Here is a 24410-nt window from a genome sequence, read left to right as displayed (position 1 = left end):
TTCTCACTTCTCCTCGGTGGTGCGGGCGTGGGTGACGGCGGGTTCGTTGCCGCCGAGCAGCAGGTAGAGGACGGCCATCCGGATGGACACTCCGTTGGCGACCTGTTCGACGGCGGTGCAGCGGTCGGAGTCGGCGACCTCGGCGGTGATCTCCATGCCGCGGACCATCGGGCCGGGGTGCATGACGATGGCGTGCTCGGGCATCCGCGCCATCCGCTCGGCGTCGAGGCCGTAGCGCCGGGCGTACTCGCGCTCGGTGGGGAAGAAGGCGGCGCTCATCCGCTCCCGCTGCACCCGCAGCATCATCACCGCGTCGGACTTGGGCAGCGTGGCGTCGAGGTCGTAGGAGACCTCGCAGGGCCATGTCTCGATGCCGACCGGCAGCAGGGTGGGCGGGGCGACCAGGGTGACCTCGGCGCCCAGGGTGTGCAGCAGGTCGACGTTGGAGCGGGCGACGCGGCTGTGTAGGACGTCACCGACGACGGTGATGCGCCGGCCGGCGAGGTCCCGGCCGAGGCCGGCGTCCCGGCCCACCAGCCGGCGGCGCATGGTGAACGCGTCGAGCAGCGCCTGGGTGGGGTGCTGGTGGGTGCCGTCGCCCGCGTTGATCACGGCTGCGTCGATCCAGCCGGAGTTGGCCAGGCGGTAGGGGGCGCCGGATGCGCCGTGCCGGATGACGACCGCGTCGACGCCCATGGCCTCCAGGGTCTGTGCGGTGTCCTTCAGGGACTCGCCCTTGGAGACGCTGGACCCCTTGGCGGTGAAGTTGATGACGTCCGCGGACAGCCGCTTCTCGGCGGCCTCGAAGGAGATCCGGGTGCGGGTGGAGTCCTCGAAGAAGAGGTTGACGATCGTCCGGCCGCGCAGGGTCGGCAGCTTCTTGATCGGCCGGTCGGCGACCCGGGCCATCTCCTCGGCGGTGTCGAGGATCAGGACGGCGTCGTCGCGGGTGAGGTCGGCGGCCGAGATGAGATGGCGCTGCATCTGTCAGGCTCCGTAAGGCAGTTCAGGTATCGGGAGAATCCGGGCAGGCGTGGGCGCGGTGACGCGGCGCACGGCGTGGCGCGCGCGCCGACGTGCTACTGGTCGCCCGGGGCGGCCTGCTTGACGCCGAGCAGCACGGTGTCGCGACCGTCCTCCTCGGTGAGCTGGACCTTGACCGTCTCCCGCAGCGACGTGGGGAGGTTCTTGCCGACGTAGTCGGCGCGGATGGGCAGCTCGCGGTGGCCGCGGTCGACGAGGACCGCGAGCTGCACGGCACGCGGGCGCCCGATGTCGCCCAGGGCGTCGAGGGCGGCGCGGATGGTGCGGCCGGAGAAGAGCACGTCGTCGACGAGGACGACGAGGCGGCCGTCGATGCCGTCACCGGGGATGTCGGTGCGGGCCAGCGCGCGCGGCGGGTGCAGGCGCAGGTCGTCGCGGTACATCGTGATGTCGAGCGAGCCGGCCGGAATCTTGCGGTCGGTGATCTCGGCGAGCTTGGCGGCGAGCCGCTGGGCGAGGAAGACACCCCGGGTCGGAATGCCGAGGAGCACCACGTCGTCGGCGCCCTTGGCGCGCTCGACGATCTCGTGGGCGATGCGGGTCAACACCCGCGCGATGTCGGCCCCTTCGAGCACGGGCCGGGCATCGGAGGCTTGCATGTCCATACGAAACGGACCTCCTTCTCCGCCTCACGGGACGGACCTTAAAGGACGCCGGAATTGCGCCATCCACCGTAGCAGGTCGTCCGGGGCGCCCCGGTCACCCGATTGGCGCAGTCGTTCGCCGGCACCACGGAAGAGTCGGTGTGGACCATTCGGCTTGACGCAGAAGTGTCACGCTGCGTAACCTCACAGTGAGTTACCAGCCGCGCGGCGGGAATCGCAGCCGGCCGCGTCGACACAGTGTCCGGGGAGCTATATGTCCAGCGAATACGCCAAACAGCTCGGGGCCAAGCTCCGGGCCATCCGCACCCAGCAGGGCCTTTCCCTCCACGGTGTCGAGGAGAAGTCCCAGGGCCGCTGGAAGGCAGTCGTCGTCGGCTCGTACGAGCGCGGCGACCGCGCCGTGACCGTGCAGCGCCTCGCGGAGCTGGCGGACTTCTATGGCGTTCCCGTGCAGGAACTGCTGCCCGGTACGACCCCGGGCGGCGCCGCCGAGCCGCCGCCGAAGCTGGTCCTGGACCTGGAGCGGCTGGCCACCGTGCCGGCCGAGAAGGCGGGTCCCCTGCAGCGTTACGCGGCGACGATCCAGTCGCAGCGCGGAGACTACAACGGCAAGGTGCTGTCGATCCGCCAGGACGACCTGCGCACACTCGCCGTCATCTACGACCAGTCGCCGTCGGTCCTCACCGAGCAGCTGATCAGCTGGGGTGTGCTGGACGCGGACGCGCGTCGTGCCGTGGCCGCCCACGAGGAGAGCTGAGCCGCTGAACGACTCAGCAGAAACGTGCCGCCGGGCTGGCCGGAACCTCATGGTTCCGGCCACCCCGGCGGCTTTTCCTGTCATACGACCGCCAGGGGCGCGGCGACCTGCGTGGATGGCCCGAGGGGCTCCCCAGCCGCCCTTCTGCCGCCTTCCCGCGGCGCCCACGCCCCAGTGGGTGCGAGCCGGGCTAGTCGCGCCGCAGCGACGGCTTCAGCTCCTTGAGCCGGCCGAGCAGCCCGTTGACGAACGCGGGTGACTCGTCCGTGGAGAACTCCTTGGCCAGCTGCACCATCTCGTCGAGGACGACGGCGTCCGGGGTCTCGTCGCCCCAGATCAGCTCGTGGGCGCCGAGCCGCAGGATGTTGCGGTCCACGACCGGCATCCGGTCGAGCGTCCAGCCGACCGAGTACTGGGCGATCAGCTCGTCGATGCGCTCCGCGTGCTCCGCGTAGCCCTCGACCAGCTGCATCGTGTACTCGCTCACCGGCGGCTGCCGCGGGTCGGACCGCGAGAGCCGGATCCAGTCCGCGAGGACCGTCAGGACCCCGGCACCGCGCTGGTCGGCCTCGAAGAGGATCTGGAAGGCACGTTTGCGGGCCGTGTTGCGGGCAGCCACGGTTAGCTGTTCACCCGGCCGAGGTAGTCGCTGGTGCGGGTGTCGACCTTGATCTTCTCACCGGTGGTGATGAAGAGCGGAACCTGGATCTGGTGGCCGGTCTCCAGCGTGGCGGGCTTGGTGCCGCCGGTGGAGCGGTCGCCCTGGACGCCGGGCTCGGTCTCCTGGATGGTCAGCTCGACGGCGGCGGGCAGCTCCACGAAGAGCACTTCGCCCTCGTGCTGCGCGACGGTGGCCTCGAAACCCTCGATCAGGAAGTTGGCGGCGTCGCCGACGACCTTGCGGTCGATGTGCAGCTGGTCGTAGGTCTCCATGTCCATGAAGACGAAGTAGTCGCCATCCATGTACGAGAACTGCATGTCGCGCTTGTCGACAGTGGCCGTCTCGACCTTGACACCGGCGTTGAAGGTCTTGTCGACGACCTTGCCGGAGAGCACGTTCTTGAGCTTGGTACGCACGAATGCCGGGCCCTTGCCGGGCTTGACGTGCTGGAACTCGACGACGGACCAGAGCTGGCCGCCTTCGAGCTTGAGCACCAGGCCGTTCTTGAGGTCGTTCGTGGAAGCCACGGTTGCGGAATCTCCTGGACTGACGTGGACGACCCCGGTGCACGAACCGAGCGGCGGCGGGACGTGCCTGCACCTCCCTGCGTTCGCTACAGCGCGAGCAGCTCCTTGGTCGTGATGGTGAGTAGCTCGGGTCCGCCGTCCGCCTCGGGGCGCACGACGAGCGTGTCATCGATCCGGACACCGCCCCGGCCCGGGAGGTGGACCCCCGGTTCGACGGTGACCGGCACGCAAGCGTCCAGTTTACCCATGACGGCGGGGCCCAACTGAGGGTCCTCGTCGATTTCGAGTCCGACGCCATGTCCGGTGACCGGTGGCAGGCCCTCGCCGTAGCCCGCGCAGTCCAGCACCTGGCGGGCGGCGCGGTCCACGTCGCGGAACGCGGCGCCGGGCGCCAGGGCCTCCCGGCCGGCCCGCTGCGCGGCGAAGACCAGGTCGTACAGCTCGACCTGCCAGTCGGCGGGTGACGTACCGATGACGAAGGTCCGGCCGATCTCGCAGCGATAGCCCCGGTAGGCGGCGCCCAGGCAGACGGAGAGGAAGTCGCCCTCCTCGACCCGCCGGTCGGTGGGGCGGTGACCGCGGCGCCCGGAGTGGGGTCCGGTGGCGACCGAGGTCGAGAACGCGGGTCCGTCGGCGCCGTGGTCGACCAGGCGCCGTTCCAGCTCCAGCGCGAGGTGCCGCTCGGTGCGGCCCACCAGGATCGACTCCAGCAGCTCACCGAGGGCCTGGTCGGCGATCTCCGCGCCGATCCGCAGCAGGGAGATCTCCTCCTCGTCCTTGACCACCCGCAGCTGCTCGACGGCCGCGCCGAGATCGGTGAGGCGCAGACCGGGCGCGACCGAGGCGGCGGCCCGGTAGCGGGCCATGGTGAGGTGGTGTTCCTCGACCGCGAGGGTGTCGGCCCCCTGGCCGGCGGCGAGACCCGCGGCGGCCACGGCCGGGTCACCGCCGGGCATGGGCAGGACGTGCACCCGCAGGTGCTCGTCCGGCCGCCCCTCGGTGGGGCGGTCGTCGGGCGGCTCGGCGCACACCAGCAGGTCCTCGCTGCTGCCGAGGAGCATGACCGCGCCCTGCGGGGCGGCGCCCGCCAGATAGCGCACATTGGCGGGGCGGGTGACGAGCGCCGCCGCGGTGCCGGCCGCGGTGCAGCGCTCCCTCAGCCGGGAGCGGCGGTTCGCGTACACCTCTGACATGAGTCGAGCCTAGAAGCGGTGACGGGATTGTGCCGGTTGGGAGACTGCCGTTCGAGGGATCGGGGGGCACGGACGGCCGTGTCCCGGGTGCCGGGCAGCCCGTAGTCGGGCACCGGCGAGGGGTGCGCCCGTCCCGCTCACCAGGTGGGCGGGCTCGCTATCGCCCTGGCCAGGACGTCGTTCAGGACGCGGGCCGTGCCGGGCACGTCCAGCTGGGAATTGTCGATGATCGGCAGCCCCGAGCCGTACCACCCGGCCATGCGGCCGTGGATGCGGGCGACCTCCTCGTCGGTCAGCCTGCGGTTGCCGGTGCGTTCGGCATTGCGCTCCAGGACGATGTCGAGGCCGGGCAGCAGCACCACCGGGAGCAGGCCCGGGCCGACGTGCCGCTTCCAGCCGCCGAGGCCCACCACCGGACGGTCCGGGAACACGGCGTCGTCCAGGATGCAGGAGATGCCGTTGGCCAGGAAGTTGCGCGCGGCGAAACCGCAGGTGCGGCGGGCCAGCCGGTACTGCGCCTCGGAGTGGTCGTTCCAGCCGGTCTGCGGGTCGGCGAAGCCGGAGCGCACCCATTCGCGTACGTCGTCCAGGCTGATGTGGGCGGTGGGGACCCGTCGGTGGTCGGCCCAGTACTTGGCGACGCTCGTCTTGCCGGCGCCCGCGGGGCCGATGAGCAGCACGGCCAGCGTCGTGGTGGTGGCGTCCGGCGCGGTGGCGGTGGCGGGCGGTGTGCTGGGCGCGGGGACGGGGCCGCCCGGTGGCAGTGGCACATGCCCGGTGCCGTCCGGCACGGGCGGGGCGGCCGGGGCGGGGATGTGCCGCGGGGGTGCGGGCGGCACCGGTCCCGCGGGGGCGCCCGAGCCGGTGTAGCCCGGCACGGGTGGCGGTGGGGGCGCGGGTGCGGGAGGCTGGTGGGCTCCCGCACCCGGGTGGTGTGCGGCCGGCGACCAGCCGGCGGCCGGTTCCTGCCCCGGCTGGTGGGGCTGCGGCAGCGGTGACCCCACTGCGTGCTGCATCCGGTGCCACTCCGTCTCGTTCCTTACGGGCTCGGTCCGCCGCTGGCCCTGGGCGCCGGCCGCGGAGTGCGAGCCCCCGCTTGCTACCGAACGGTACCGTCCCCGGCCGTCGTTTGGTGAAACGGCCGGGGACGGTCCGAAGTGCCCGCTGCGCGAGGGGAATCGGACGTATGGAGCGCGGACGGACTTACTGCCCCACTTCGCCGTAGGCGGCGAGCAGCACGGCCGGGTCCGGTCCTTCGAGGACGGTGGGCTTGGCGAGCCCGTCGAGGACGACGAAGCGCAGCAGGTCGCCGCGGGACTTCTTGTCGACCCTCATGGTCTCCAGCAGCTTGGGCCACTGGTCGTAACGGTAGTGCAGGGGCAGCCCGACCGACTCCAGGACGGCGCGGTGGCGGTCGGCCGTCGCGTCGTCCAACCGGCCCGCGAGACGGCCGAGTTCGGCGGCGAAGTGCATGCCCACGGCCACGGCCGCGCCGTGCCGCCACTGGTAGCGTTCGTTCTTCTCGATGGCGTGGCCGAGCGTATGGCCGTAGTTGAGAATCTCCCGCGGGCCGGACTCCTTCAGGTCGGCGGAGACCACCTCCGCCTTCACCCGGATCGACCGCTCGACCAGTTCGGCCGTGTGCGGTCCTGCCGGGGTGCGCGCGGCCTCGGGGTCCGACTCGATGAGGTCCAGGATGACCGGGTCGGCGATGAACCCGGCCTTGATGATCTCGGCGAGGCCGGAGACGTAGTCGTGCACGGGCAGCGTCTCCAGCGCGGCGAGGTCGCACAGCACGCCCGCGGGCGGGTGGAAGGCGCCGACGAGGTTCTTGCCCTCGGCGGTGTTGATCCCGGTCTTGCCGCCGACCGCCGCGTCCACCATGGCCAGCACGGTTGTCGGTACGGCGATCCAGCGCACACCGCGCAGCCAGGTCGCGGCGACGAATCCGGCGAGGTCGGTGGTCGCGCCGCCGCCCACGCCGACGATGACGTCGGTGCGGGTGAACCCGGACTGGCCGAGCGCCTTCCAGCAGTAGGCGGCGACCTCGGCGGTCTTGGCCTCCTCCGCGTTCGGCACCTGGACGGCGATCGCCTCGTAGCCCTGCTCGGCCAGGTCGGCGCGGAGCGCGTCCCCGGTCTCGGCCAGCGCTTCGGGGTGGATGACCGCGACCCGCTTGGCGCGCGGTCCCACCAGGTGGGGCAGTTCGCCCAACAGCCGGCGGCCGACCAGCACCTCGTAGGCTTCGGTGCCCGCCGTGCCGGCGACCTGGATCCGCGTCACCGTCTCGCTCATGCTTCCTTCAACTCCAGTGCGTCCAGGGCTTCTTGGGTGACCTCTTCGGGCGTGCGGCCGTCGGTGGCCACGACCGCGGTGGCGACCTCCTCGTACAGGTGCCGGCGCGCCTCCATCAGCTCCCGCCACTGCCGGCGCGGATTGACCGCCAGCAGCGGCCGGGCCGCGTTCAGACCGGTGCGCCTGACCGCCTCCTCCACGTCCATGGAGAGATAGACCACCCGGTGCGCGGACAGCAGGGCGCGGGTGTCCGCGTCGAGGATCGCGCCGCCGCCCAGCGCCAGCACGCCCGCGTGCTCGGCGAGCGCGGTGCGCACCGCGCGCTTCTCGATCGCGCGGAACGCGGCCTCGCCGTCGTCCACGAAGATCTCGGCGATGGTCCGGCCCTCGGCGGCCACGATGTCGTCGTCGGTGTCCCGGTAGGGCACGCCCAGCCGGACGGCCAGCAGCTCTCCGACGGTGGACTTGCCGACCCCCATCGGCCCCACGAGCACGATCGCAGGCACGGCGCTCACCGGATCGTGAGACTGTCGAGGTAGGAGCGCACGTTACGGCGGGTCTCCGGCACGCTGTCGCCGCCGAACTTCTCCGCGACCGCGTCCGCCAGCACCAGGGCGACCATCGCCTCCGCGACGATCCCCGCGGCCGGCACCGCGCACACATCCGACCGCTGGTGGTGCGCCCGGGCCGGCTCGCCGGTGGCCACGTCGACGGTGGCGAGGGCGCGCGGCACCGTCGCGATCGGCTTCATCGCCGCCCGTACCCGCAGCAGCTCACCCGTCGACAGCCCGCCCTCGGTGCCGCCGGAACGCCCCGACGCACGCCGGATACCCTCCGGCGTGGTCACGATCTCGTCATGCGCCTTCGACCCCGGCACCCGCGCAAGGCCGAACCCGTCACCCAGTTCGACGCCCTTGATGGCCTGGATGCCCATCAGCGCCGCGGCCAGCCGCGCGTCCAGCTTCCGGTCCCAGTGCACATGCGAACCGAGCCCCACCGGCACCCCGTAGGCCAGCACCTCGACCACACCGCCGAGCGTGTCACCGTCCTTGTGGGCCTGGTCGATCTCCGCGACCATCGCCTTCGACGCGTCCGCGTCCAGGCAGCGCACCGGGTCCGCGTCCAGCCGCTCCACGTCGGCGGGCGTCGGGTACACGCCGTAGGGCGCCTTCGCCGCGGCCAGTTCCACGACGTGGCTGACGACCTCGATCCCCGCGGTCTCCTTCAGATACGACCTGGCCACCGCGCCGAGCGCCACCCGCGCCGCGGTCTCCCGCGCCGAGGCACGCTCAAGGACCGGCCGGGCCTCGTCGAACCCGTACTTCTGCATCCCCGCCAGATCGGCGTGCCCCGGCCGCGGCCGGGTCAGCGGCGCATTGCGGGCCAGGCCCTCCAGCACCTGGGGGTCCACCGGATCGGCCGCCATGACCTGCTCCCACTTGGGCCATTCCGTGTTGCCCACCATGACCGCCACCGGCGAGCCCAGCGTCAGCCCGTGCCGCACCCCGCCCAGGAACGTGACCTCGTCCCGCTCGAACGACATGCGCGCGCCCCGCCCATAGCCGAGCCGCCGCCGGGCCATCTGGTCCGCCACCATCTCCGTGGTGATCGGCACGCCGGCGGGAAGGCCCTCCAGCGTCGCGACGAGTGCGGGACCGTGGGACTCCCCCGCGGTCAGCCAACGCAGCCTGCTCAACGGTGCTCCTCTGGGATCGCGCCCTGGTACTGCCCTGCGTACGCGCGTCCTCGCGTACGGCGACGGCGTGCCCGGGTGCGCGGCCCCGGTCCGCCACCTCCGATCCTCCCACGTCCGGCCCGGCGCAAGGCCGCCGGTCCAGCAGGCGGACGCCGAATGGACACGTCAGCGTTCGGCGAGGGCCTTCTCCCCCGCCCGGCGCATGGCCTCCAGCGGGGCCGGTGCGCGGCCGGTCATCTGCTCGACCTGGAGCACGGCCTGGTGCACGAGGAGGTCGAGGCCGCCGACGACGGCCCCGCCGGCCATGGACCAGCGGGCCGCGAGGGCGGTCGGCCAGGGCTCGTAGAGCACGTCGAAGAGGGTGGCGGGCCGCTCCGGTACGGCGGTGGCGAGCGCGTCGGTGGTGCCCGCCGGGGTGGTGGCGACGACCAGCGGGGCGTGCAGCGCCTCGGCGGCATCCGCCCAGTTCGCGGTGCGGACGTCGACGTCGAGCCGTTCGCCCCACTGCCGCATCTCGGCGGCGCGGGCCGCGCTGCGGACGTAGGCGACGACCTCGCCGGTGCAGATCCGCGCCAGGGCGGCGAGCGCGGAGGAGGCGGTGGCGCCGGCGCCGAGGATCGCGGCGGTGTGGACCTGTTCGATTCCGTGCTCGCGCAGCGCGGCCACCATGCCCGGGATGTCGGTGTTGTCGCCGACGCGACGGCCGTCCTCGGTGCATACGACCGTGTTGACCGCGTCGACCGAGGCGGCCGTCTCGGTGATCTCGTCGACCAACGGGATGACCGCGCGCTTGAGCGGCATGGTCAGCGAGAGCCCCGCCCACTCGGGGCCCAGCCGCGCGAAGAACCCGGGCAGCCCGGCCTCGTCGACCTCGAAGCGCTCGTACACCCAGTCGGTGAGCCCGAGTTCGGCGTACGCGGCGCGGTGCAGCACCGGGGAGAGCGAGTGCGCGATGGGGGATCCGAGCACGGCGGCCCGCTTGTACCGAACGTTTTCCATCACCGCTCCGCCGCTGTTCACCGACCCGATGTGCATCGGGCTGCAACGGTACCCGAGCCGCCCGCCGCCGAGTGCGGCGGGCGGGCGGTGTCAGCGGCCGTTGTTGGCGTTGAACTTGTCCTTCAGTTTCTGGAACTCGTCGTAGGTCTTGGCAAATTCCGTGTTGCTCTGTCCGTCGGTCGCCACGAAGTAGATCCAGCCGTCGTGGGTGGGATTGAGCGCGGCCTTCAGGGCGTCGTCGCCCGGGTTTCCGATCGGTCCGGGCGGCAGGCCCGTGTTGGTGTAGGTGTTGTACGGGTCCTTGTTGCTGTTGATCTCGGACTCGCTGATGTGGATATTGCTCTGGCCCTTCAGGTAGTTGAAGGTCGAGTCGAACTGCAGCAGCCGGTTGGTCTCGGTGTTCGTGGGCTTGAGACGGTTGTAGATCACTTCCGCCATCTTGCGGAAGTCGTCGTGCGTCTTGCCCTCGGCCTGGACCAGGCTCGCGACCGTGACGAGTTGGAAGGGGTCGGCCAGGTCGAGTTCCTTGGCCTTGGCCTCCAGTCCGTAGCCGACGTACTTCTGCTTGGCCTGGGCGACCATCTGCTTCAGGACGGTGTCGGGCTTCATGCCCTTCGCGGCCGGGTACGTGCCGGGGAAGAGGAAGCCCTCCAGCGGGTCCCGGATCCGGCTGTTCTTCTGCGCCCAGCTCGGCATCCCGAGCTTCTTGTACTCCTTCTGGGCGGTCTTTTGCGTGGTGCCGGACGCGAGGCCGAGCTGTTTGTCGATCGCCTGGTACACCTGGGCATTGCGTTCACCCGGTTTGACCAGCACATTACTCTGGCTCGTCGGGTCGAGCATCAATTTCACGGCGCTGGCGGCGGACATCTCTTTCTTCAGCAGATAGGCGCCGGCCTGGATCGTGTCGCCCTCGGGATTCTGCGACTGGGCGGAGACGAACGCGTCGACGCTCTTGACGACCCCTGCGTCCTTCAGCCGTCGCCCGATCTCGTAACCGCCCGCGCCTTTGGGGATTTCCACGGTCACGGTTTCGTTCGTGCCGTTGCCCGCAAAGTCCGGGGCCGCGCCGAAACGATTTTGGTAGAACTTCAATCCGAAGTATCCGACCCCGCCGAGTCCGCCGCCGAAGACGAGCACGACCACCATGCACGCGCAGCCGTTGCGCCGTTTCTTGGCTCCTTTGCCGCCTTTGGCGCCCTTGCCCCTGCGGTCGCCGCGCCCGCGCCGCGTCGCCGGGTCGTGGTCGAGGTCGTCGTCGGTCTCGTCATCGCCGCCGCCCGCGAAGAACGCGTGCTCGCCCTGGTCAGGGCCGGGGTCCCAGTCGGTCTCGGGCTCCGGCTCGGATCGTCTGCGGCCGGGCGGCCGCGGCGGCGGATAGGCGTCGGGGGTGCCGTAGAGGTCGGGCTGCTCCGCGCCGTACGCCCCCGGCTGCTGGCCGTAGGGGTCGCCCGGGTCGGCGGCGTAGGGCACATGGCCGTGGGTGCCGGTGGCGTCCCAGCCGCCCTGCGGGTACTGCGGCTGGGACTGCCCCGGGTACTGCTGCTGGTCGTGCTCGGGGTACTGCTGCTGACCGTGGCCGCCGTAGTGCTGCTGGTCATGACCTGCGTGGGGCTGCTGCTGGTGACCGGGGTACTGCTGCTGGCCGTGGCCGCCGTAGTGCTGCTGGTCGTGACCCGCGTGGGGCTGCTGCTGGTGACCGGGGTACTGCTCGTCGCCCTGCTGTGCGTACTGCTGATGACCCTGTTCGCCGTAGTGCGGGTACTGCTGCCCGCCGTACTGGTCGTACCCGGACTGCTGCTGGTGCCAGCCGTCGTACTGCGGCTGCTGCGGGTGGTGCTGGGGCAGGCCGCCGTAGGGGGCCTGCTGACCCGGCTGGGTCTGCTGGCCTCCCCATCCGCCGTCCCCGTACAACGGGTCCTCCGGATGCCACGGTTCGGAGCCTTGGCCCCGGCCATACTCAGTCATCGATCCCCTAGAGCCGCGAGGCGCCGGTCCCGCGGCTGCCGCCGGTCCCTTTCCGCCTCTTGCTGTGCGGCAGCTGTTCGAACACCACCGCATCGCGCGGAACGTTACCGTATCGCGATCAGATGACCACTTCGACGCCCTCGCCGGGTGGCCTGCCTGACACCCGTTCGGATTCGAGGGTCTGCTGAAGGATGACCACGGCCGCGGCCTGGTCGATGACGGAGCGGCCCTTCTTCGACCTGACCCCCGAGGCGCGCAGTCCCTGGCCGGCCGTCACGGTGGTCAGCCGCTCGTCCACGAGCCGCACCGGGACGGGCGCGATGCCCTTGGCCAGCTCCTGGGCGAAGGCGCGCACCTTGACCGCGGCCGGGCCCTCGCCCCCCTTGAGGGAGCGGGGCAGGCCGACGACGACCTCGATCGGCTCGTACTCCTCGACGAGTTGCCCGAGCCGGCGGTGGGCGGCCGGGACGTCCCGGCCGGGGACGGTCTCCACCGGGGTGGCGAGGATCCCGTCGGGGTCGCACGAGGCGACCCCGATACGGGCGTCCCCGACGTCGATCGCGAGCCGACGTCCTCTGCGCATGATCTGGGCCGTCCCTACTTGGCGGTCTCGGCGACCAGGCGTTCGACGGCGTCCACGGCGTCGCCGATGGCGGCCGGGTGCTGGCCGCCGCCCTGGGCGACGTCCGGCTTGCCGCCACCGCCGCCGCCGAGCGTCTTGGCGGCGGTGCGGACCAGGTCACCTGCCTTGAGGCCGCGCTCGCGGGCGGCCTCGTTGGTGGCGATGACCGTGAGCGGCTTGCCGTTGGCCACGGTGAACAGGGCGACGACGGCGCCCCGGCCGCCCTGGATGCGCCCGCGCACGTCGAGGACCAGCCTGCGCAGGTCGTCCGGCGTGGTGCCGTCCGGCACCCGGCCCGTGACGACGGCGATCCCGCGGACGTCCTTGGCGGACTCGGCGAGACCGGCGGCGGCCTGGAGCACCTTCTCGGCGCGGAACTTCTCGATCTCCTTCTCGGCGTCCTTCAGCTTGCCGAGCATCGAGGAGACCTTCTCGGGCAGGTCCTCCGGGCGGCCCTTGAGCAGTTCGGTCAGCTGGTTGACGACCGTGTGCTCGCGGGCGAGGAAGGCGTAGGCGTCCACGCCGACCAGGGCCTCGATGCGGCGCACACCGGAGCCGATGGAGGACTCGCCGAGCAGCTTGACCAGGCCCAGCTGGGCGGTGTTGTGCACATGCGTGCCGCCGCACAGCTCCTTGGAGAAGTCGCCGATGGTCACGACGCGGACCCGCTCGCCGTACTTCTCGCCGAACTCGGCGATGGCGCCCTGCTTCTTGGCCTCGTCGATGCCCATGACCTCGGCGTGCACGTCGAGGTCGCGGGCCAGCACCTCGTTGATCTTCTGTTCGACGTCGGTCATCACGGCCGTGGGCACGGCGGACGGGGAGCCGAAGTCGAAGCGGAAGCGGCCCGGCTGGTTCTCCGAGCCGGCCTGGGCGGCGGTCGGGCCGAGGGCGTCGCGCAGCGCCTGGTGGGTGAGGTGGGTGGCCGAGTGGGCGCGGGCGATGGCCTTGCGCCGGCGGTGGTCGATGGCGGCGTGGGCCTTGGCGCCGACCGTCACCTCGCCGACCTGGACGACGCCCTTGTGGACGTACACGCCGGGCACCGGCTTCTGGGTGTCGCGGACGTCGATGACGGCACCGGAGTCGACCCTGATCCGGCCGGTGTCGCCGATCTGGCCGCCGCCCTCGGCGTAGAACGGGGTGCGGTCGAGGACGACCTCGACCTCGTCGCCCTCCGTGGCGGCGGGCGAGGAGACGCCGTCGACCAGGATGCCGACGACCGTGGACTCGCCCTCGGTGTCGGCGTAGCCGATGAAGTCGGTCTCGCCGGCCGAGTCGGCGATCTCCCGGTAGGCGCCGAGGTCGGCGTGGCCGGTCTTCTTGGCCTGGGCGTCGGCCTTGGCGCGCTCCCGCTGCTCCTTCATCAGGCGGCGGAAGCCGTCCTCGTCCACGGACAGGCCCTGTTCGGCGGCCATCTCCAGGGTGAGGTCGATGGGGAAGCCCCAGGTGTCGTGGAGCAGGAACGCCTTGTCGCCGGGCAGGACCGTGCCGCCGGCGGCCTTGGTCTCGGTGACGGCGGTGTCGAGGATGTTGGTGCCGGCCTTCAGCGTCTTGAGGAAGGCGGCCTCCTCGGCGAGGGCGACCTTCTCGATGCGCTCGCGGTCGGTGACCAGTTCCGGGTACTGCCGGCCCATCGTGCCGATCACGGTGTCGATCAGGTCCTTGACGACCAGACCGGTGGCACCCAGCAGCCGCATGTTGCGGATGGCGCGGCGCATGATGCGGCGCAGCACATAGCCGCGGCCCTCGTTGCCGGGGGTCACGCCGTCGCCGATGAGCATGGTGGCGGTGCGCATGTGGTCGGTGACCACGCGCAGGGAGACGTCCGAGTCGTGGGCGTCGCCGTAGGGGACACCGGTCAGCTCGGTGGCCTTGGCGATCACGGCCATGGAGGTGTCGATCTCGTACATGTTCTGCACGCCCTGCAGAATCATGGCGAGGCGTTCCAGGCCGAGGCCGGTGTCGATGTTCTTGCTCGGCAGGTCGCCGAGGATCTCGAAGTTGTCCTTGCCGGTGCCCTCGCCGCGCTCGTACTGCATGAAGACGAGGTTCCAGATCTCCACGTACCGCTCGTCGTTGACGGCGGGGCCGCCCTCGGCGCCGAACTCGGGGCCGCGGTCGTAGTTGATCTCGGAGCAGGGACCGCACGGGCCGGGGACGCCCATGGACCAGAAGTTGTCCTTCATGCCCAGGCGCTGGATGCGCTCCTTGGGCACGCCGACGACCTCGTGCCAGATCTGCTCGGCCTCGTCGTCGTCCTTGTAGACGGTGATCCACAGGCGCTCGGGGTCGAGGCCGTAACCGCCCTTGTCCTGGGGGGTGGTGAGCAGTTCCCAGGCGAGCTTGATGGCGCCTTCCTTGAAGTAGTCGCCGAAGGAGAAGTTGCCGCACATCTGGAAGAACGTGCCGTGCCGGGTGGTCTTGCCGACCTCCTCGATGTCCGGCGTGCGCACGCACTTCTGCACGCTGGTGGCGCGCGGGAACGGCGGCTTGACCTCGCCCAGGAAGTAGGGCTTGAAGGGCACCATGCCGGCCGGGACGAGGAGCAGAGTCGGGTCGTCCGCGATGAGCGACGCCGAAGGGACGACGGTGTGACCGCGCTCCTCGAAGAAGCTCAACCAGCGGCGACGAATCTCGGCCGACTCCATCAGTGGTCCTCATTCCGGTCGTGCGAGTACGTCGTGGGGTCGACGTACGTCGGGTTGCTGCGGTTCTCGATGGCGGCGTAGCGCCTGGGGGCGGGGAGCTGCGGGTCCTCGTGGATGCCGAGGGCGTCTTCGAGTTCGGCTTCCCGCTGGGCCATGTTGTCGCGGACGTCGAGGGCGAAGCCCACCGCTCGGTCCTTGACGCGCCGGCCCGTCACGAGTGCCTTGTTGGCCGCGGTCGCGGCGAGGCTTTCCGGGGTCAGCTGCTTCAGCTTGCGGTTGACCTTGGTGGTGGCCCACACACCGGCGGCGACGCCCGTGGTGAACCAGAACGTACGGCGGAACATCGCTCGGTCAGTCTCTCTTTTCCCGGGTGTTCCGCTTCCCCCGCCGCGCGGACGGGATGGTGCGGCCCACGATCACGGTACGCCGGGGCGCCTTGCCGGGCACGTCCTCACGCCGGCCGGTGATGGCCCGGCGCACGCCGTAGCCGAACGCCGCGACCTTGACGAGGGGGCCGCCGAAGGTGGACGCGACGGTCGTCGACAGCGCCGAGGCGTTGGAGGTGACCTCCTGGACGTCCGAGGCGATGGCGTCGACCCGGTCGATCTGGGTCTGTGCGGAGCGCACCGCGGCGGAGGCGTCGGAGAGTAGCGGGACGGCCTGGTCGGTCACGTCCGCCACCAGTTTGGTGGTCGCCTTGAGCGTCTGGGCCAGCCTCGCCAGGGCAACGGCGAGGAAGGAGACCAGGATCGCCCAGAAGACGGCCACCAGGATTCCGGCAACCTCTCCACCGGACACGCTGCACCGCTCCCTGCTGTCACTGGGGTGCCCACGGGCTGTCGCTGGGCACTTGCCGACGGGCACTTTCGAAAGTCGCCATCCGACCCTATCGCGCCCGCGGTGGCCCGCCGTACCGGATTTCGGCTTCCGCAAGGCGTCGGGTGGACGAAAGCGCCCGCCGCTTCCCACCGGTGCGGTGGGAAGCGGCGGGCGAGGCACAAGGCCCGGTGGTACTGCCGCCGCCGAGGGTGATCAGCGGGCGTAGTACTCGACGACGAGCTGCTCGTCGCAGATCACCGGGACTTCCTTGCGGTTCGGCTCGCGATCCAGGCGGAACGCCAGGGCCTTGAGGTTCACCTGGAGGTAGCGCGGGGTCTCGCCGTCGGGGGCGAAGCCGCCCTCACGGGCGATCTGGAAGAGCGTCTTGTCCTTGCTGCGGTCGCGGACCTGGATGACGTCGTCCGGGCGCACGCCGTAGGACGGCTTGTCCACCTTCTGGCCGTTGACCTGGATGTGGCCGTGGACGACCATCTGGCGGGCCTGGTAGATCGTGCGGGCGATGCCCGAACGCAGGACCAGCGCGTCGAGACGGCGCTCCAGCTCGACGATCAGGGCCTCACCGGTCTTGCCCTGGACCTTGGACGCACGCTCGTAGGCGCGCACCAGCTGGCGCTCGGAGATGTCGTACTGAGCGCGCAGGCGCTGCTTCTCCAGCAGACGGACCTTGTAGTCCGAGTTCTGCTTGCGGCCGCGGCCGTGCTCACCCGGCGGGTAGGGACGGGCCTCGAAGTACTTGACGGCCTTCGGGGTCAGCGCGATGCCGAGGGCACGCGACTTCTTGACCTTGGGGCGGGACTGGTTCGCCACTGTTCCTGTCTTCTTTCGTCGTTCGGCTTGTCAGTGTTGAGGGAGGTCGCATCCGCAGCCGGGGAATCCCGCCGGGTCCGCAGGGGACCTGCCGGGCAGCCGCTTCCCTGGTCTGGGCACATACGTGCAGCACGCGAGTGGCCCACCGGCCGGTCCCGGGACTCCGGGGGGTGGTGGGCTGCCCGCGACACCGTTCGACGGTGCGCGACGCTCCTGGAGCCAGCCCCGAGGGACTGGGTCTCCGGCTGGCTGTCCCGCTCTGACGGCGCGGGACTCAGCGCTTCGAGGAAGTCTACAGGGCGCTCAGGACCGCTTGCGACCGAGGTGCTTCCTGGTCCATTCGACCGCGTCCGCGTACCGGGCCTCGGCGCCGTGCCGGGTCGGGGTGTAGTACTCACGGTCCTGGAGAGCGTCCGGCGCGTACTGCTGGGCGGCGATGCCCTCGGGCAGGTCGTGCGGGTACACATACCCCTGGGCGTGGCCGAGCTTGGCGGCGCCCTTGTAGTGCCCGTCGCGCAGATGCGGCGGGACCGGGCCAGCGAGCCCCTTGCGTACGTCGTCCAGGGCGGCGCCGATCGCCGTCGTCGCGGCGTTGGACTTGGGGGCGAGAGCCAGGGCGATGGTGGCGTGGCTGAGGGTGAGGGCCGCCTCCGGGAAACCGATCATGGCGACGGCCTGGGCGGCGGCCACCGCGAGCGGCAGGGCGTTCGGATCGGCGAGCCCGATGTCCTCGCTGGCGGAGATCATCAGCCGGCGGGCGATGAAACGGGGGTCCTCGCCGGCCTCGATCATCCGCGCCAGATAGTGCAGGGCCGCGTCCACGTCGGAGCCGCGGATGGACTTGATGAGCGCGCTCACCACGTCGTAGTGCTGGTCGCCGTCGCGGTCGTACTTCACGGCGGCCCGGTCGACCGTCTCCTCCAGGGTGCCGAGCGCGATCTCCGGCTCGCCCTTGTCGAGCGCGGCGCCGGCCGCCGCCTCCAACGCGGTCAGGGCGCGGCGCGCGTCGCCGCCGGCGATCCGCAGCAGGTGGTCCTCGGTGTCCTCGGGGAGGGCGACGGCCGCGCCGAGGCCCCGCTCGTCGGCCAGCGCGCGGCGGAGCAGCCCGCGCACGTCGTCGTCCGTGAGGGGTTCGAGGGTGAGCAGCAGGGAGCGTGACAGCAGGGGGGAGATCACCGAGAAGTACGGGTTCTCGGTGGTGGCCGCGATCAGGGTCACCCAGCGGTTCTCGACCGCCGGGAGCAGGGAGTCCTGCTGGGCCTTGCTGAAGCGGTGGATCTCGTCCAGGAAGAGGACCGTCTCCTTGCCGAAGCCCCCGGTGGCGCGGCGTGCGCCGTCGATGACCGCGCGGACCTCCTTGACGCCCGCGGTGATCGCGGACAGTTCCACGAAGCGCTTGTTGGTGGCCTTGGAGACGACGTACGCCAGGGTCGTCTTGCCGGTGCCGGGCGGGCCCCAGAGGATCACCGAGGAGGGTCCGGCCGGGCCGCCCGCTCCCTCGCCGACCAGCCGGCGCAGCGGCGAGCCGGGCTTGAGCAGGTGTTGCTGGCCCACCACCTCGTCCAGGGTGCGCGGGCGCATCCGCACCGCCAGGGGGCTGCCTGCCGGGTCCTTCTCCTGGCGCTCTTCCGCCGCCGCGGTGAACAGGTCGGGTTCCACGCTGAAACCCTAAATCACCGCACTGACAACGCGGCCGGGACCCGGTGCCGGCGACGTGGCCGGGGCCCGGTCCGGGCTCAGCCGGTCCAGAAGTCCCACCAGCGGGTCAGGATCAGCATGCCGATGACGCCGACGTGCAGCACCGGGAGCACCCAGGTGAACTCGCCGAAGAAGCCCTTCAGCCAGCGCGGGGCGGGCAGGAAGTCCTTGCGGACGTTGAACGACGTCACGTACCAGAACATGATGATCGTGGCGACCCAGGCCAGGCAGCACCACAGGCACAGCGCGTTGATCCGGTACAGGGACTGGAACTGCAGCCAGGTGCAGAAGCCCACGCCGAAGAGCGTGCCGGCGTTGAAGGTCAGCCAGTACCAGCGCGGGAAGCGGGCCCGGGTGAGCAGGCTCATGCCGACGCAGATGACGACGCCGTAGCAGACCAGGCCGAGCATGGGGTTCGGGAAGCCGAAGACGGCGGCCTGCTTGCTCTCCATGACGCTGCCGCAGGAGACGACCGGGTTGAGGCTGCACCCGGGGGTGAAGGTCTTGCCCTCGACCTTCGCCTCCAGCAGCTTGAACTTGTCGATCGTGATGACCCAGGCGGCGAGCACCCCGGCCGCGCCGGTGATCACCAGCAGCAGGGCGAAGGCGCGGCTGCCGCCCTCCGTCCGCGCTCCGGCGGCACGCTCGGGCCCGGGCTCGGTGGAGGCGTCCTTGACTGTCGTCTTGCTCATCACGCCGATTCCGTCTGCTTGAGAGTTGGACCTTCTTCGGGCAGGGGCCATTGTGCCGCACCTGGGGTCCTGTCCACCGTTCGGTGGACATAAGGAAGTACGCACGGTCGTCCCGGAACGCTCGGTTCCGGCCGACCCTCAGTGCCATGACAGCACACGCGAACGACGTCGCGGTGGACGTACGGGGGCTGCGCAAGCAGTACGGGGACGTGACCGCGGTGGACGGCATCGATCTCGGCATCCGGCGGGGCGAGGTGTTCGGCCTGCTCGGACCCAACGGAGCGGGCAAGAGCACCACGGTGGAGATCCTTCAGGGCAACCGGTCCCGGGACGGCGGCGAGGTCTCGGTCCTGGGGGCGGACCCGGCGACCGCCACGCGCGCGTGGCGATCCCGTGTGGGAATCGTCTGGCAGGACGAATCGGCACCCGCCGAGTTGACGGTGCGCGAGAGCGTGCGGCATTTCGCCCGCTACTACCCGTCTCCGCGCGACCCGGAGGAGGTGATCGGCCTGGTCGGCCTCCGGGAGAAGGCGGACAGCCGGATCAAGTCCCTCTCCGGCGGGCAGCGCCGCCGGCTCGACGTGGCGCTCGGGGTGATCGGCGGACCCGAACTGCTGCTCCTGGACGAGCCGACGACCGGTTTCGACCCGGCGGCCCGCCGGCGCTTCTGGGAGCTGATCCGGCTGCTCGCGGCCGAGGGCACGACGATCGTGCTGACCACGCACTACCTGGAGGAGGCCGAGGCGCTCGCCGACCGGCTCGCCGCCGTCGCCCGGGGCCGGGTCGTCGCCCTGGGCGAGCCCGGTGAACTGCGCGACCGGTACGGCACCGAGGCCACCGTGGAGTGGACCGGACCCGACGGCCGGGTGCGCACGGAACGCACGGCCACCCCGACGCGCACGATCGCGCGGCTCATGCGGCGCTTCGCCGGAGAGATCCCGGGGCTGCGGGTCGGCCGCCCCACGCTGGAGGACGTCTATCTGCGGCTCATCGGACAGAGCACGGACCCGCTTGGCGCGCGGCCCGCCGAAGAAGGCGCCGCGGACCTCCCCGGCGACGGCGCCGACGGCCTCCTCGGACGGGAGGACGCACGGTGACCGCGACCGGGACGCGCCCCCGCACCCAGGCGCCCGCCGACCGGCTGCCCGGGGCCTTTGCCGTCGGGCTGCACCGGGGCGCACTGGAGATCAGGCAGTTCTTCCGGCAGCGCGACCAGGTGGTGTTCACCTTCGCCTTCCCGGTCGTCCTGCTCTTCCTGTTCGCGTCGATCTTCCAGGACGACGTGCGCGGCAGCGGCGTGACCGCCTCCCAGCTGTACGTGCCCGCGATGATGGCCTCGGGGATCATGTCGACGAGCTTCCAGTCGCTGGGCATCTCGATCGCCGTGGAACGGGACGAGAAGGTGCTGCGGCGGCTGCGCGGCACCCCGATGCCGCCGGCGGCGTACTTCCTCGGCAAGATCTGGCTGGTTCTGGTCACCGGATTCCTGGAGACGGCGATCCTCCTGCTCGTCGGCACCACGCTGTACGGCGTCGACCTGCCGTCCGACGCGGGCCGGTGGTTCGACTTCGGGTGGATCTTCGTGCTCGGTCTGACCGGATGCGCGCTGCTCGGCATCGCGGTCAGCTCGGTGCCCAGGTCGGCCAGGAGCGCGAGTTCCGTCGTCGTACTGCCGTTCCTGGTCGTGCAGTTCATCTCCGGGGTGTACATCTCCATCGACAGCATTCCGGACTGGATGCTGAACATCGGTGCCCTGTTCCCGCTGAAGTGGCTGTGCCAGGGGCTGCGCGGGGTGTTCCTGCCCGACTCCGCGCGGGTCCTGGAGCAGGCGGGCAGCTGGGAGTTCGGCCGGATCGCCCTGGTGCTCGCCGCCTGGTGCGTCGGAGGATTGGCGCTGTGTCTGCTGACCTTCCGCTGGAAGAACCGGCGCGACGGATGACCGGCCGGGGCTCGGCGCGCGACGTGCACGCCTGGGACCGCACGATGCGGCTCTGGGACGCGTACTTCGCCATCGCCTGGGCGGCCACCCTGGTGCTCGTCCTCACGGCGGGCCGACCGGGGTGGCCCGTGCGGGCGCTCGCCGCCGGGCTGCTGCTCCCTCTGGTGCCCTGGTACGTGGCGCTCGGCCGGCCGCTGCTCAGGGAGGACATGCCGGACGGGCGGCGGGTGGTGCGCTATCTGTCCGGGGCGATCGCGCCGTTCCTGTCGTCGGCGGTGCTGGCGGGCGAGGCGCGGCTGGCGACGTTCGCGCTCGTCCCGCAGTGCTTCATGACGCTGCGGCTGCGCGGGGCGCTGGTGGCGGTCACCGTGATCAACCTGGTGCCGGTGCTCGGCGGGGCGCTGCTGTGGCGGCCGGCCGGCGCGGAGCTGTTCGCCGAGGCGCTCTCCGCCCTGGTCTCCCTCACCTTCTCGGTGGCGGTCGGCGGCTGGATCATCCGGATCATCCAGCAGAGCTGGGAACGGGCGGAGCTGATCGCGGAGTTGGACGCGAGCCGGCACGAGGTCGCCCGGCTGTCGGCCGCGCACGGCGCGCTGGCCGAGCGCGAGCGCATGGCACGCGAGATCCACGACACCCTCGCCCAGGGTTTCACCAGCCTGCTGATGCTGGTCCAGGCGGTCGAGGCCGAGCTTGAGCACGACCTGCCGCTCGCCCGGCGCCATCTGACGCTGATGGACGAGACGGCCCGGCAGAACCTCGCCGAGGCCCGGGCGCTGGTGGCCGGGGGCACCCCGGCCGACCTCGACGGCGCGTCCCTGCCGGACGCCCTGGGCCGGCTGGCCGCCCGGCACGGTGCGCTGCTGGAGGTGACCGGTGAGGTGCGGGCGCTGCCCGCCGGGCCGGAGGTCGTGGCGCTGCGCTCCTGCCAGGAGGCGCTGGCCAACGCCCGCAAGCACGCGGGGAGTCCGGCGGCGGTGGACATCCGCCTGCGGTACGCCGCGGGGACCCTGACCGTCTCGGTGCGCGACGACGGCCGTGGCTTCGACCCGGGGGCCGTCCAGAGTGGTTACGGTCTTGCCGGGCTGCGCGCCCGGGCCGCCGAGGCGGGCGGGACGGCTTCGGTGCGCAGCGCGCCCGGTGCCGGCACGACGGTCACCGTGTGCCTGCCCGTCCCTGCGGCCCCCGCCGACACCGGTCACGGCACAGGACCGGACACCGGCCCCGCAAACGACCCCGCCCCGGATCCCGGCACCGCGGCGGACACCGACTCCCCCACCCGCCCCCGCACCGCGGTGGACACCGGTTCCCAGGCGTGCCCCCGGACCGGGCCCGGCCCGGATCCGCATACCGGCGCGGGCGCCGATTCCCAGGCCGACCCCGGTGCCGCACCCGTTGCCGACCCCGGTGCCGACCCGGCGTCCGCCGCTGTTCCGTTCGCTGTGAGGAGTGAGAACCCGTGATCCGGATCGTCCTGGCCGACGACCATCCCGTCGTACGGGAGGGCCTGCGCGCCATGCTGAGCGCCGAACCGGACCTGGAGGTGGTGGCGGACGCGTCCAGCGGTCCGCAGGCGGAGGCGCTGGCGGCCCAACTGCGGCCCGACATCGTGCTGATGGACCTCAGGATGCCGGGCGGCGGGGGCGTCGAGTCCATCGTGCGGATGGTCGAGTCCGGGCTGACGTGCCCGGTGGTCGTCCTGACGACGTACGAGACGGACCGGGACATCCTGCGGGCCGTGGAGGCGGGGGCCGCCGGCTATCTGCTCAAGGACCTGGCACGGGGCGAACTGGCCGCCGCGGTACGGGCCGCGGCACGCGGCGAGACGGTGCTGGCGCCGTCGGTCGCGGCCCGTCTTGTGGACCGGCTGCGCACCAGGCCGGAGCGCCCGCGGCTGTCTCAGCGGGAGGTCGCGGTGCTGCGGCTGGTGGCCGAGGGCCGCACCAACGCCGAGATCGGGCGGGAGCTGTTCATCGGGGAGTCCACGGTGAAGACCCATCTGCTGCGGATCTTCGGCAAGCTGGGCGTGGCCGACCGGACGGCCGCGGTGACCACCGCGATGCGCGACGGGCTGTTGTGACGTCCGCGTTCGCGTCGTCACCGTCGGCGCGGGCAGCGGGGCCGGACGGCGGCGCGCCGTCCGGCCCTCAGGTCACCCGAGCCGTGCCTCCAGCTCCGCCACGATCTCGTTCACGCTGACCGGCTGCTGCTCGCCGGAGGCCATGTCCTTGAGCTGGACGACACCCTCCGCCAGGTCGCGCTCGCCGAGCACCAGGGCGTACCGCGCGCCGGAGCGGTTGGCCGCCTTCATCGCGGCCTTGAGTCCCTTGGCGCCGTAGGAGAAGTCCGCCGCGACGCCCACCTTGCGCAGCTCGGTCACCTTGCCGAACAGCACGCGCCGCGCCTCGTCCCCGAGGGGGACCGCGAACACGCTGGTCGGGGCCGGCAGGTCGAGCGCGATGCCCTCCGCCTCCAGGGCCAGCACCGTACGGTCGACGCCGAGGGCCCAGCCGACCGACGGGAGCGCCGGGCCGCCGATCATCTCCGACAGGCCGTCGTAGCGGCCGCCGCCACCGACCGCGGACTGCGAGCCCAGGCCGTCGTGCACGAACTCGAAGGTGGTGCGCGTGTAGTAGTCCAGGCCGCGCACCAGCTTCGGGTCGTCCTCGAAGGCCACGCCCGCCGCGGTGATCAGCTCACGGACCTCCTCGTGGTAGGTCTTGCAGGCGTCGCACAGGTAGTCGCGCAGCAGCGGCACGCCCGTCAGTTGCTTCTGCACCGACTCGCGCTTGTCGTCGAGCACCCGCAGCGGGTTGATCTCGATGCGGCGGCGGGTCTCCTCGTCCAGGTCGAGGCCGCGCAGGAAGTCCTGGAGCGCGGCCCGGTACACCGGCCGGCACTCCCGGTCGCCGAGGCTGTTCAGCAGGATCCTGAACTGCCGCAGCCCCAGCGAGCGGTACGCCTGGTCCGCCAGGATGATCAGCTCTGCGTCGAGCGCCGGGTCCTCGGCGCCGATCGCCTCGGCGCCGACCTGGGAGAAGTGCCGGTAACGGCCCTTCTGCGGGCGCTCGTAGCGGTAGTACGAACCGGAGTACCAGAGCTTGACCGGGAGGTTGCCGGCCTTGTGCAGATTGGCCTCAAGTGCCGCGCGCAGCACGGACGCCGTGCCCTCGGGGCGCAGGGCGAGCCGGTCGCCGCCCTTGGTCTCGAAGGCGTACATCTCCTTCGTCACGATGTCGGTGGACTCGCCGACACCGCGTGCGAAGAGTTCCACGTTCTCGAAACCGGGCGTTTCGATGTAGCCGTAGCCGGAGTTGCGCAGGGGCGCGGCGATCGCCTCGCGGACGGCCAGGTACTTGGCGCTCTCCGGCGGGATCAGGTCGTACGTGCCCTTGGGGGCGCTGAAGGTGCTCACGAAGGTCTCT

At 71.5% G+C, this 24410-nt stretch carries 23 protein-coding genes and 1 pseudogene; 5 read left to right on the top strand and 19 right to left on the bottom strand.

Annotated features, from left to right (window positions below; all coding sequences use genetic code 11):
* Window positions 1-3 precede the first annotated feature (3 nt).
* Entirely contained in the window at window positions 4-984 is a 981-nt protein-coding gene (locus ACIRFL_RS08880; protein ID WP_404025551.1) for an aspartate carbamoyltransferase catalytic subunit, read from the bottom strand.
* Between the two features lie 95 nt (window positions 985-1079).
* Window positions 1080-1649, bottom strand: a complete 570-nt coding sequence (pyrR, locus tag ACIRFL_RS08875; protein ID WP_404025549.1) for a bifunctional pyr operon transcriptional regulator/uracil phosphoribosyltransferase PyrR — start codon at window positions 1647-1649, stop codon at window positions 1080-1082.
* Between the two features lie 253 nt (window positions 1650-1902).
* Between pyrR and bldD the strand changes: the two genes are divergently transcribed.
* A complete protein-coding gene (gene bldD / locus ACIRFL_RS08870) occupies window positions 1903-2406 on the top strand; it encodes a transcriptional regulator BldD (RefSeq protein WP_043498969.1) in 504 nt (167 codons plus the stop codon).
* 190 nt (window positions 2407-2596) lie between these two features.
* On the opposite strand, the gene nusB is transcribed toward bldD, so the two are convergent.
* From nusB to ACIRFL_RS08790, 16 genes are all read right to left on the bottom strand, one after another.
* Window positions 2597-3025 carry a transcription antitermination factor NusB gene (gene nusB, locus ACIRFL_RS08865; RefSeq protein ID WP_404025546.1) on the bottom strand — a complete coding sequence of 143 codons (429 nt, stop codon included), beginning with the start codon at window positions 3023-3025 and terminating at the stop codon, window positions 2597-2599.
* A 2-nt stretch (window positions 3026-3027) separates the two neighbouring features.
* A complete protein-coding gene (gene efp, locus ACIRFL_RS08860) occupies window positions 3028-3594 on the bottom strand; it encodes an elongation factor P (RefSeq protein ID WP_388706899.1) in 567 nt (188 codons plus the stop codon).
* An 86-nt stretch (window positions 3595-3680) separates the two neighbouring features.
* Complete coding sequence (locus tag ACIRFL_RS08855; protein WP_404025543.1) at window positions 3681-4787, bottom strand: aminopeptidase P family protein; 1107 nt, start codon at window positions 4785-4787, stop codon at window positions 3681-3683.
* A gap of 137 nt (window positions 4788-4924) precedes the next feature.
* Window positions 4925-5803, bottom strand: coding sequence for a Pro-rich N-terminal domain-containing protein (locus tag ACIRFL_RS08850; protein ID WP_404025541.1), 879 nt, complete (start codon window positions 5801-5803; stop codon window positions 4925-4927).
* 187 nt (window positions 5804-5990) lie between these two features.
* On the bottom strand, window positions 5991-7082 hold the full coding sequence (aroB, locus tag ACIRFL_RS08845) for a 3-dehydroquinate synthase (protein WP_404025539.1): 1092 nt from the start codon (window positions 7080-7082) through the stop codon (window positions 5991-5993).
* Window positions 7079-7561: a shikimate kinase gene (locus ACIRFL_RS08840; RefSeq protein WP_404025745.1), complete on the bottom strand. Its 483-nt coding sequence runs from the start codon at window positions 7559-7561 to the stop codon at window positions 7079-7081. Before ACIRFL_RS08840 ends, aroB begins: the two co-directional genes overlap by 4 nt.
* A 32-nt stretch (window positions 7562-7593) precedes the next feature.
* Entirely contained in the window at window positions 7594-8778 is a 1185-nt protein-coding gene (gene aroC, locus ACIRFL_RS08835; RefSeq protein ID WP_404025537.1) for a chorismate synthase, read from the bottom strand.
* 165 nt (window positions 8779-8943) lie between these two features.
* Window positions 8944-9777, bottom strand: coding sequence for a shikimate dehydrogenase (locus tag ACIRFL_RS08830; RefSeq protein ID WP_404025535.1), 834 nt, complete (start codon window positions 9775-9777; stop codon window positions 8944-8946).
* A 90-nt stretch (window positions 9778-9867) separates the two neighbouring features.
* Complete coding sequence (gene mltG / locus ACIRFL_RS08825; RefSeq protein WP_404025532.1) at window positions 9868-11742, bottom strand: endolytic transglycosylase MltG; 1875 nt, start codon at window positions 11740-11742, stop codon at window positions 9868-9870.
* 118 nt (window positions 11743-11860) lie between these two features.
* Window positions 11861-12325 (bottom strand): Holliday junction resolvase RuvX, encoded by a 465-nt coding sequence (ruvX, locus tag ACIRFL_RS08820; RefSeq protein WP_404025530.1) that lies wholly within the window; start codon window positions 12323-12325, stop codon window positions 11861-11863.
* 14 nt (window positions 12326-12339) lie between these two features.
* Complete coding sequence (alaS, locus tag ACIRFL_RS08815) at window positions 12340-15012, bottom strand: alanine--tRNA ligase (RefSeq protein WP_404025527.1); 2673 nt, start codon at window positions 15010-15012, stop codon at window positions 12340-12342.
* Window positions 15012-15356, bottom strand: a complete 345-nt coding sequence (locus ACIRFL_RS08810; protein ID WP_388706923.1) for a hypothetical protein — start codon at window positions 15354-15356, stop codon at window positions 15012-15014. Before ACIRFL_RS08810 ends, alaS begins: the two co-directional genes overlap by 1 nt.
* A 7-nt stretch (window positions 15357-15363) precedes the next feature.
* Window positions 15364-15810: a DUF948 domain-containing protein gene (locus tag ACIRFL_RS08805; RefSeq protein WP_404025525.1), complete on the bottom strand. Its 447-nt coding sequence runs from the start codon at window positions 15808-15810 to the stop codon at window positions 15364-15366.
* A 234-nt stretch (window positions 15811-16044) separates the two neighbouring features.
* Entirely contained in the window at window positions 16045-16659 is a 615-nt protein-coding gene (gene rpsD / locus ACIRFL_RS08800; protein ID WP_351732269.1) for a 30S ribosomal protein S4, read from the bottom strand.
* 303 nt (window positions 16660-16962) lie between these two features.
* Complete coding sequence (locus ACIRFL_RS08795; RefSeq protein WP_404025523.1) at window positions 16963-18318, bottom strand: replication-associated recombination protein A; 1356 nt, start codon at window positions 18316-18318, stop codon at window positions 16963-16965.
* Between the two features lie 77 nt (window positions 18319-18395).
* Window positions 18396-19049 (bottom strand): vitamin K epoxide reductase family protein, encoded by a 654-nt coding sequence (locus ACIRFL_RS08790; RefSeq protein WP_404025521.1) that lies wholly within the window; start codon window positions 19047-19049, stop codon window positions 18396-18398.
* A 146-nt stretch (window positions 19050-19195) separates the two neighbouring features.
* On the opposite strand from ACIRFL_RS08790, the gene ACIRFL_RS08785 reads away from it, so the two are divergent.
* The 4 genes and pseudogenes from ACIRFL_RS08785 to ACIRFL_RS08770 all read left to right on the top strand — a co-directional run bounded on the left by ACIRFL_RS08785 (window position 19196) and on the right by ACIRFL_RS08770 (window position 23065).
* A complete protein-coding gene (locus ACIRFL_RS08785) occupies window positions 19196-20146 on the top strand; it encodes an ABC transporter ATP-binding protein (protein ID WP_404025519.1) in 951 nt (316 codons plus the stop codon).
* Window positions 20143-20988 carry an ABC transporter permease gene (locus ACIRFL_RS08780; RefSeq protein ID WP_404025516.1) on the top strand — a complete coding sequence of 282 codons (846 nt, stop codon included), beginning with the start codon at window positions 20143-20145 and terminating at the stop codon, window positions 20986-20988. The genes ACIRFL_RS08785 and ACIRFL_RS08780 overlap by 4 nt, the downstream gene beginning before the upstream one ends.
* A pseudogene (locus ACIRFL_RS08775) lies at window positions 20985-22163 on the top strand (sensor histidine kinase); the annotation flags it as partial. The gene ACIRFL_RS08780 and the pseudogene ACIRFL_RS08775, both read left to right, overlap by 4 nt.
* Before the next feature lie 281 nt (window positions 22164-22444).
* Complete coding sequence (locus ACIRFL_RS08770) at window positions 22445-23065, top strand: response regulator (protein WP_404025514.1); 621 nt, start codon at window positions 22445-22447, stop codon at window positions 23063-23065.
* A gap of 72 nt (window positions 23066-23137) precedes the next feature.
* On the opposite strand, the gene hisS is transcribed toward ACIRFL_RS08770, so the two are convergent.
* On the bottom strand, window positions 23138-24400 hold the full coding sequence (gene hisS, locus ACIRFL_RS08765; RefSeq protein WP_404025511.1) for a histidine--tRNA ligase: 1263 nt from the start codon (window positions 24398-24400) through the stop codon (window positions 23138-23140).
* Window positions 24401-24410 lie beyond the last annotated feature (10 nt).

This window comes from Streptomyces sp. NPDC102462, assembly GCF_044765425.1.
In the GTDB taxonomy this organism is placed as follows: domain Bacteria; phylum Actinomycetota; class Actinomycetes; order Streptomycetales; family Streptomycetaceae; genus Streptomyces.
Note: the sequence above shows the minus strand (reverse complement) of the source record. Positions and strands in the feature narration are given on the sequence as shown.

What these genes read in the sequence shown, in the direction of transcription:
- ACIRFL_RS08880 (WP_404025551.1), bottom strand. Translation starts at nt 984, where the DNA reads ATGCAGCGCCATCTCATCTCGGCCGCCGACCTCACCCGCGACGACGCC.
- pyrR (WP_404025549.1), bottom strand. Translation starts at nt 1,649, where the DNA reads ATGGACATGCAAGCCTCCGATGCCCGGCCCGTGCTCGAAGGGGCCGAC.
- bldD (WP_043498969.1), top strand. Translation starts at nt 1,903, where the DNA reads ATGTCCAGCGAATACGCCAAACAGCTCGGGGCCAAGCTCCGGGCCATC.
- ACIRFL_RS08855 (WP_404025543.1), bottom strand. Translation starts at nt 4,787, where the DNA reads ATGTCAGAGGTGTACGCGAACCGCCGCTCCCGGCTGAGGGAGCGCTGC.
- ACIRFL_RS08850 (WP_404025541.1), bottom strand. Translation starts at nt 5,803, where the DNA reads ATGCAGCACGCAGTGGGGTCACCGCTGCCGCAGCCCCACCAGCCGGGG.
- aroB (WP_404025539.1), bottom strand. Translation starts at nt 7,082, where the DNA reads ATGAGCGAGACGGTGACGCGGATCCAGGTCGCCGGCACGGCGGGCACC.
- ACIRFL_RS08840 (WP_404025745.1), bottom strand. Translation starts at nt 7,561, where the DNA reads ATGGGGGTCGGCAAGTCCACCGTCGGAGAGCTGCTGGCCGTCCGGCTG.
- ACIRFL_RS08830 (WP_404025535.1), bottom strand. Translation starts at nt 9,777, where the DNA reads ATGGAAAACGTTCGGTACAAGCGGGCCGCCGTGCTCGGATCCCCCATC.
- mltG (WP_404025532.1), bottom strand. Translation starts at nt 11,742, where the DNA reads ATGACTGAGTATGGCCGGGGCCAAGGCTCCGAACCGTGGCATCCGGAG.
- ruvX (WP_404025530.1), bottom strand. Translation starts at nt 12,325, where the DNA reads ATGCGCAGAGGACGTCGGCTCGCGATCGACGTCGGGGACGCCCGTATC.
- alaS (WP_404025527.1), bottom strand. Translation starts at nt 15,012, where the DNA reads ATGGAGTCGGCCGAGATTCGTCGCCGCTGGTTGAGCTTCTTCGAGGAG.
- ACIRFL_RS08810 (WP_388706923.1), bottom strand. Translation starts at nt 15,356, where the DNA reads ATGTTCCGCCGTACGTTCTGGTTCACCACGGGCGTCGCCGCCGGTGTG.
- ACIRFL_RS08790 (WP_404025521.1), bottom strand. Translation starts at nt 19,049, where the DNA reads ATGAGCAAGACGACAGTCAAGGACGCCTCCACCGAGCCCGGGCCCGAG.
- ACIRFL_RS08785 (WP_404025519.1), top strand. Translation starts at nt 19,196, where the DNA reads ATGACAGCACACGCGAACGACGTCGCGGTGGACGTACGGGGGCTGCGC.